Below are 6,232 nucleotides of genomic sequence, written 5' to 3'. Positions count from 1 at the left end.
TGCTGCGGTCAAGGTCGCCCGTAAGGCCGCGTTTGGTGGCCCCATTGAGATCGAGCTTCGCTCGTATCGCCTCTCGCTTCGCCGTGAAGAAGCAGAAGGAATTCACGTCGGCGTGGATCCCGCCGCCCCGAGCTCGTGAGCCTGCGCTTTGCTCTTGTCGGAAACCCCAATAGCGGCAAGACTACCCTCTTCAATGCCCTGACCGGCCTGCGCCAGAAAGTGGGCAACTATCCGGGGATCACCGTGGAGCGTAAAGAAGGCACTCTCACGCTCCCCAATGGCTCCTCAGCAACTCTGATCGACCTGCCGGGGCTCTACTCTCTCACACCACAGTCCCCCGACGAGCTTATTGCCCGCGATATTTTACTGGGCTACCGCACCGACACCCCCAAGCCAGAAGTGATTGTCAATGTGGTGGATGCCTCGAACTTAGAGCGCAACCTCTATCTAACCAGCCAGCTTGCGGATCTCGGGCTCCCGCTGATTGTCGCTCTCACGATGGGCGATACGGCGGCGCGGCGCGGGGTGGAGGTGGATGCGGAGGTGCTGAGCCAGGAGCTGGGAATCCCAGTTATCCCCATCCATGCCGCCAGCCGCGCGGGTCTGAGTGAGCTACGCAAAGCGCTGATGTCCTCCCTTGGTGTCCCACCCCCACGCCGCTGGCTCCTCCCCGCGAGCGTGGAGGAAGAGGCGAAAGAGCTTGCGGAGCTACTGACAGCGCAGCACCAGCTTGCCCCGGAGACCGCGTTCTCCGAGGCGGTCTTGTTGCTCGGGGCGACGGTTCCGCCCAAGACCACGCGCTGGAGTCCCGAAATTCTAGAGCACCTGAAGGGCGACCACGAGCGCCTGACCCGCGAGGGCCACGACACGACCACGGCCGTTGCGGAGGCACGCTACGGCGAGATCAATCGCATTGTCGCGCACGCTGTCCGCCGCGCCGTCACGCCGCCCATCACGACAACAGAGCGTATGGATCGCCTCTTTCTGCATAAGTTCTGGGGCTATGCGATCTTTCTAGGCATCCTGGCGATCCTCTTCCAGGCCATGTTTACCTGGGCGGAAGTGCCCAAAGGCTGGCTGGAGTCTGGGATTGCCGCTTTTTCCGGGTGGATTCAGCACGTGATGCCCGCCGGTGCGCTGCGGGATCTTCTTACCGAGGGAGTGCTCAGTGGCGTCGGGACGACGATCACGTTCCTGCCACAGATTCTCCTGCTCTTTTTATTTATCGCGCTTCTCGAAGACACGGGCTATCTTGCCCGCGCGGCGTTTCTGATGGACCGCCTGATGAGCCGGGTGGGCCTGCACGGGAAGTCGTTTATCCCGCTTCTCTCCAGCTATGCCTGCGCGATTCCGGGGATTCTGGCCACCCGTACGATTGAGTCGCATAAAGCACGGCTACTCACAATTCTGGTGGCTCCCCTGATGAGCTGCTCGGCGCGTCTGCCTGTCTACTCGTTGCTGATCGCAGCGTTTATCCCTAAGACCACGCTCATTGGCTTTTCGATGGGGAGCCGCTCGTTTGCGCTCCTCACACTCCAAGGTGCCGTTCTCTTCTCCATGTACGCGCTGGGAACACTGGCGACTTTTCTCATGGCGGCGCTCTTTCATAAAACACTGCTCAAGGGTGAGGCTCCGACGTTTCTCTTGGAGCTGCCCCCCTACCGCAAGCCGATCTGGCGGACGCTGGGCTTCCGGCTCTGGGAGACGGCGTGGCAGTTCTTGCAGCGTGCAGGGACGGTGATTCTTGCGCTCTCGACTCTCCTTTGGTTTCTGGCAAGCTACCCCAAGGCCGCCCCCGACAGCCCCAAGGCCGCCGCACTAGAGCAGTCCTATGCCGGAAAGCTTGGCCACGTCATCGAGCCGGTGATCGCCCCGCTGGGCTTCGACTGGAAGATGGGTATCGGCGTGGTAGCATCGTTTGCAGCCCGCGAGGTCTTTGTCTCGACCATGGCGATCCTCTACCAGGCCGAGAACGACGACGAAGAGGTGCAGGCGGTGGCCCTGAAAGATCGGCTCCAGGGCGAGAAAGCCTACACTCCGCTGGTGGCAATCTGCCTCATGGTGTTCTACGTGCTGGCAATGCAGTGCATCAGCACGCTGGCCGTCGTCAAGCGCGAGACCAACTCCTGGAAGTGGCCACTGTTTCAGCTCGCTTACATGACCGGACTCGCCTGGACCGTCACCTGGCTCGTTCATGTCATCGGAAAGGCTCTGGGATACTAGCGATGCAAGATTTTCTGGTCTACGCTCTCGTTGTTTTGGCCGCTGTCTATCTCATGCGGCGGGCTTACCATCGCCTCAAGTCCGGCGAGGGCGGCAACTGTCCCGGCTGTAAGGGCTGTGGCAAGCCCGAGCCACCCAAGCTGATCCCGCTAGAGCGGCGCTTCCCTAGACGTTAACTCAACCCAATCGCTAGTGATGCCAGGCGGATTTGACACTGGCAAAGAGCGGGAGATCAGTCTGAAGGAGAGCGATATTGCGCCGGACGCGCCCTCCCAACGGCGCGACAATACGCAAGGAGTGGCCATGGGACTGGAGTGTGCGGTGGAGGTCGAGGAGCCAGCGGAGACCATCGCTATCAGCCCAGGAGCAAGAGGCATCCGAGGTGTCGAGTAAGACTTCGCGCGCCCCACTGCGCTCGATCTGTGCCAGGAGGGTAGTCGGATCCGGGCCGCCCGAGAGAGGAGCATTACACCGCAACAATGCCGTGCGCCCCGCCGTATGAATCGTGATCATGTTCGTCTTTGTTACCAATTTTCGCAACCCTGCGAGAATGTCGGCTTAACTAGCCACTCTCATTATACCAGAGCAGGTAGAATCCCAGCATGACAGAGTTACCAGAGTTTAGTCATTTAGATGCGGAGGGTGTCGCAACCATGGTGGATGTCTCGCAAAAGACCGAGACACACCGCAGCGCGACCGCCACCGGCTTGGTTCGTATGGACGAGAGCTTGCGCCAGCACATTGCCAAGAAAGCCCTCCCCAAGGGCGATGTGCTCACGGTGGCCAAAATCGCGGGCATTCTGGCGGCTAAGAAGTGCGGTGAGCTGATCCCGCTCTGTCATCCCCTCCCCCTGACAGATATTCAAGTCCGTCTAGCGCTCACGGAAACCGGTATCGAGATCACCGCGACGGCCTCCTGTGTCGGACGAACAGGTGTTGAGATGGAGGCGCTGACCGCCGTGAGTGTCGCGGCGCTGACGGTCTACGACATGTGTAAGTCGGTGGATAAGGGGATGGTAATCGAGGGTGTGCGACTCCTGAGCAAGACCGGCGGTAAGAGTGGAGCGTGGCATGCGCAGCTATGACGAAGCTCTTGAGCAGGTTCTCGCCGCCGTCCTAGGCCCACTTGAAACCGAGCTTGTCCCCCTAGAGCAGGCACGCGGACGGGCACTCGCCGAGGACATGATCGCCCCCGTTGATTTGCCGCCTTTTGATAACTCGATGGTGGATGGCTACGCTGTTCGCGCCGCCAGCGTGGGAGCGGCTTCCGAAGACACTCCCCTGGCACTCCCCATCGGCATGGAGATCGCGGCAGGCTCTTGGCCCACGCGAGCGCTCCGGGCGGGTGAAGCCGCACGGATCTTCACGGGCGCTCCCCTCCCAGAAGGCGGCGATGCCCTCGTGATGGTAGAAGATACGGAGGAAGACGAAAGCGGCTGGGTGACGCTCCGGGCTCCGGGCTCAAGCCACTACATCCGCCGCCGAGGCTCCGATCTCGCAGTCGGAGAGCTGGCCCTGCCTGCCCATACCACGCTCACTCCTGGCGAGCTTGGGGTGCTAGCCGCGCTGAACCAGAGCACCGTGCCCTGCTTCCGTCGGCCTCGCGTGGGGCTACTGAGCACGGGCGATGAGCTGGTTCCCGTGGGGGAGCAAGCGCTCGCGCCGGGGCAGATTCGCAACTCCAATGGGCCCGCCCTAGCCGCCGCGATTGAGGAAGCGGGGGGCATTACCGTGGAGCATGTGCACGCCCGCGACACCATCGCCTCCGTGACCGAAGCCTTTGCGCGGCTGGCGCACTGCGATCTCGTGCTGTCGTCGGGGGGCGTTTCGGTGGGGAGTCACGACCATGTCAAAGACGTCCTGGAGGCGCAAGGGAGCCTGGCGTTCTGGCGGATCGCGATCAAGCCGGGCAGGCCACTGGCGTTTGGCCGCCTGGGCAGCGCACTGTTCTTTGGTCTGCCTGGTAACCCGGCATCATCGCTGGTGACCTTTGAGCTTTTTGTGCGTCCGGTTCTGCGCAAGCTCGCAGGCCACGCCCTGCTCACCCGACCTCAGCTCCGTGCCACTCTGACAGACAAACTCCCGCACGCTTCGGGGCGGCGGGAGTTTGTCCGAGCTCGCTTGATGTGGCAAGAGAGTACGGGCACCTACACGGCGACGCCGACAGGTGCCCAGGGTTCGCATCGTACGGCGAGCATGGCGGGGGCAATGGCACTGCTCATCGCCCACGAAGACCATGGTGACTACCCCGCTGGGACGACACTCCCCGCTCTCTTGTTGTAGACTACGGAAGCGTTGTAGGCTACGGAAGCGTCGTCGCGCTGGTGGTGTTGGAGTACTCCGAGAACCCATAGACGTTCCTTGCACGGAGCCGGTAGTAGTAGAGCTTGTTTGCCACGAGGGCGGAGTTGGTGAAGGTCTTCACCCCTGCCGCCAGCGTCGCTACCGTCGTGAAGGTGATGTTGTCTAGGGAGCGCTCCAGCACGAAGTTGGTCTCGTTGGTGGAGTTGTCCGTCCACGTCAGCGTAATCTGCGTGCGTGACTTGGCCTTTGCACTCAGGTTGGTGGGAGTCGCAGGCAGGGAGCTGATCGCAAAGATGGCCTTGTAGACATTCACCCGCCCGCCTTTGATCGTCCGGCCTGTGTAAGCCGTCAAGGGATCGGTGTTGTTGAGCACAAAGTCGCGCAGAGCGGCATTGGAGAGATTTGGAGCGTGCGACGCTAAGAGCGCCACTTCCCCAGCAACAAGAGGCGCTGCCATTGAGGTGCCGTTCCAGCTTGCATAGCCACCGCCGGGAACGGAGGAGTAGATGCCAACGCCAGGGGCCGCGCACAAGACCCAGGTGCTGAAGTTGGAGAAAGAGGCCAGCTTGTCGGTGTTATCGGTGGCAGCGACGGAGATCACATTGGGGTAGGCCGCTGGGTAGCTCATGGTCGAGGAGCCACTATTTCCCGCCGCCGCAACAACCACGCAGCCCTTGCCCCAGGCATACGCCACCGCATTGGCAAGCGTTGTCGCCGTGGACGTGGAGCCCAGCGAGAGGTTGATGACCTTGGCCCCGTTGTCTGCGGCAAAGGTAATGCCGCTGGCAACCGCCGAGAGGGAGCCTGAGCCATTGGCCCCCAGCACTTTGATGGGCATGATCTTGGTGTTGTTGGTATCCGAGCTGAGGGGGCCACCGCTCCAGCCTGCCACCCCTGCCATCCCGACTCCGTTGTTGACCTGCCCCGCCGCAATCCCGGAGCAGTGCGTCCCATGACCGTTGTCGTCGGTGGGATCGGCATCGCCATTGATAAAGTCGTAGCCGATCACCTGGCCGCCGGCGTTGCGGTAGATCTTGTTGGCCAGATCGGGGTGGTTCATCGCCACGCCAGTATCCACAATGGCGATCACGGTGGAGGCTTTGGGGCTCCAGAGGGGCCATGCCCGATCCGCCTGTACTTTTGGCAGTGCCCACTGCTGGGTGGCATAGCCCGGATCGTTGGGAGCGGCTTCGATCTCAGCCTGGTAGGCGGTTAGCACGTAGTTAGGCTCGACAAAAGACACGCCGGCCAACCGGCTGGTGAACGTGGCGGCGCGGTAGCCATCTAGCCCCCCGTAGAGCCGTACTCGGGCGACTTTTAGGGCAGGAAGGTACTCGATCACACGCCCCACGCTGGCTTCGATATTCATGAGCGCAAGCTGCCCTAGCTCGGGGTTCACACCGACCATCACTTCATTGGGGACGCTCACCGTACTCAGAAAAGCGGACTGCGCGGCGGCAGGGGCGGAGGTGAGAAGCAGCGCGCCTCCCGCTAGGCTCAGTGCGCTAGAGAGTAGCGATTTTAAGAAGGTGTGTCTCATCATGCTCTAAATAGCGGCAGTGTTTTATTTCTCACTAAGACCGCTAAAGTACGGGGAAATGCGGCCCGCTTCCCGGTTGCCCTCCTCCCTCCGCGATTCCCTCCTCCCCCGGCCCCTCCTCCCAATCCTGGGAGGAGGGGAGAGGGGCTGTGGGGTTTACGGGAG

At 61.8% G+C, this 6,232-nt stretch carries 7 protein-coding genes; 5 read left to right on the top strand and 2 right to left on the bottom strand.

Features of this window, described 5'->3' with window-relative positions:
- Positions 1 to 43 precede the first annotated feature (43 nt).
- From AC1XOS_RS18575 to AC1XOS_RS18565, 3 genes are read left to right on the top strand one after another with little or no spacing between them, the layout of a single operon-like run.
- A complete protein-coding gene (locus AC1XOS_RS18575; RefSeq protein ID WP_481963710.1) occupies positions 44 to 139 on the top strand; it encodes a hypothetical protein in 96 nt (31 codons plus the stop codon).
- Positions 136 to 2,223: a ferrous iron transport protein B gene (gene feoB / locus AC1XOS_RS18570; protein WP_481963709.1), complete on the top strand. Its 2,088-nt coding sequence runs from the start codon at positions 136 to 138 to the stop codon at positions 2,221 to 2,223. The genes AC1XOS_RS18575 and feoB overlap by 4 nt, the downstream gene beginning before the upstream one ends.
- Positions 2,224 to 2,225: 2 nt before the next feature.
- Positions 2,226 to 2,399, top strand: a complete 174-nt coding sequence (locus AC1XOS_RS18565) for a FeoB-associated Cys-rich membrane protein (protein ID WP_481963708.1) — start codon at positions 2,226 to 2,228, stop codon at positions 2,397 to 2,399.
- 13 nt (positions 2,400 to 2,412) lie between these two features.
- Here the strand turns inward: AC1XOS_RS18565 and AC1XOS_RS18560 are convergent, their stop codons facing one another.
- On the bottom strand, positions 2,413 to 2,736 hold the full coding sequence (locus tag AC1XOS_RS18560) for an STAS domain-containing protein (protein WP_481963707.1): 324 nt from the start codon (positions 2,734 to 2,736) through the stop codon (positions 2,413 to 2,415).
- Between the two features lie 89 nt (positions 2,737 to 2,825).
- Between AC1XOS_RS18560 and moaC the strand changes: the two genes are divergently transcribed.
- Together moaC and AC1XOS_RS18550 are read left to right on the top strand one after the other, a co-directional pair.
- Positions 2,826 to 3,308 (top strand): cyclic pyranopterin monophosphate synthase MoaC, encoded by a 483-nt coding sequence (moaC, locus tag AC1XOS_RS18555; protein WP_481963706.1) that lies wholly within the window; start codon positions 2,826 to 2,828, stop codon positions 3,306 to 3,308.
- Positions 3,295 to 4,506: a molybdopterin molybdotransferase MoeA gene (locus AC1XOS_RS18550; protein WP_481963705.1), complete on the top strand. Its 1,212-nt coding sequence runs from the start codon at positions 3,295 to 3,297 to the stop codon at positions 4,504 to 4,506. Before moaC ends, AC1XOS_RS18550 begins: the two co-directional genes overlap by 14 nt.
- 19 nt (positions 4,507 to 4,525) lie before the next feature.
- Here the strand turns inward: AC1XOS_RS18550 and AC1XOS_RS18545 are convergent, their stop codons facing one another.
- Positions 4,526 to 6,070 carry a S8 family serine peptidase gene (locus AC1XOS_RS18545; RefSeq protein ID WP_481963704.1) on the bottom strand — a complete coding sequence of 515 codons (1,545 nt, stop codon included), beginning with the start codon at positions 6,068 to 6,070 and terminating at the stop codon, positions 4,526 to 4,528.
- Positions 6,071 to 6,232 lie beyond the last annotated feature (162 nt).

Source organism: Armatimonas sp., assembly GCF_964826245.1.
This window is presented reverse-complemented; position numbering and strand designations above follow the sequence as displayed.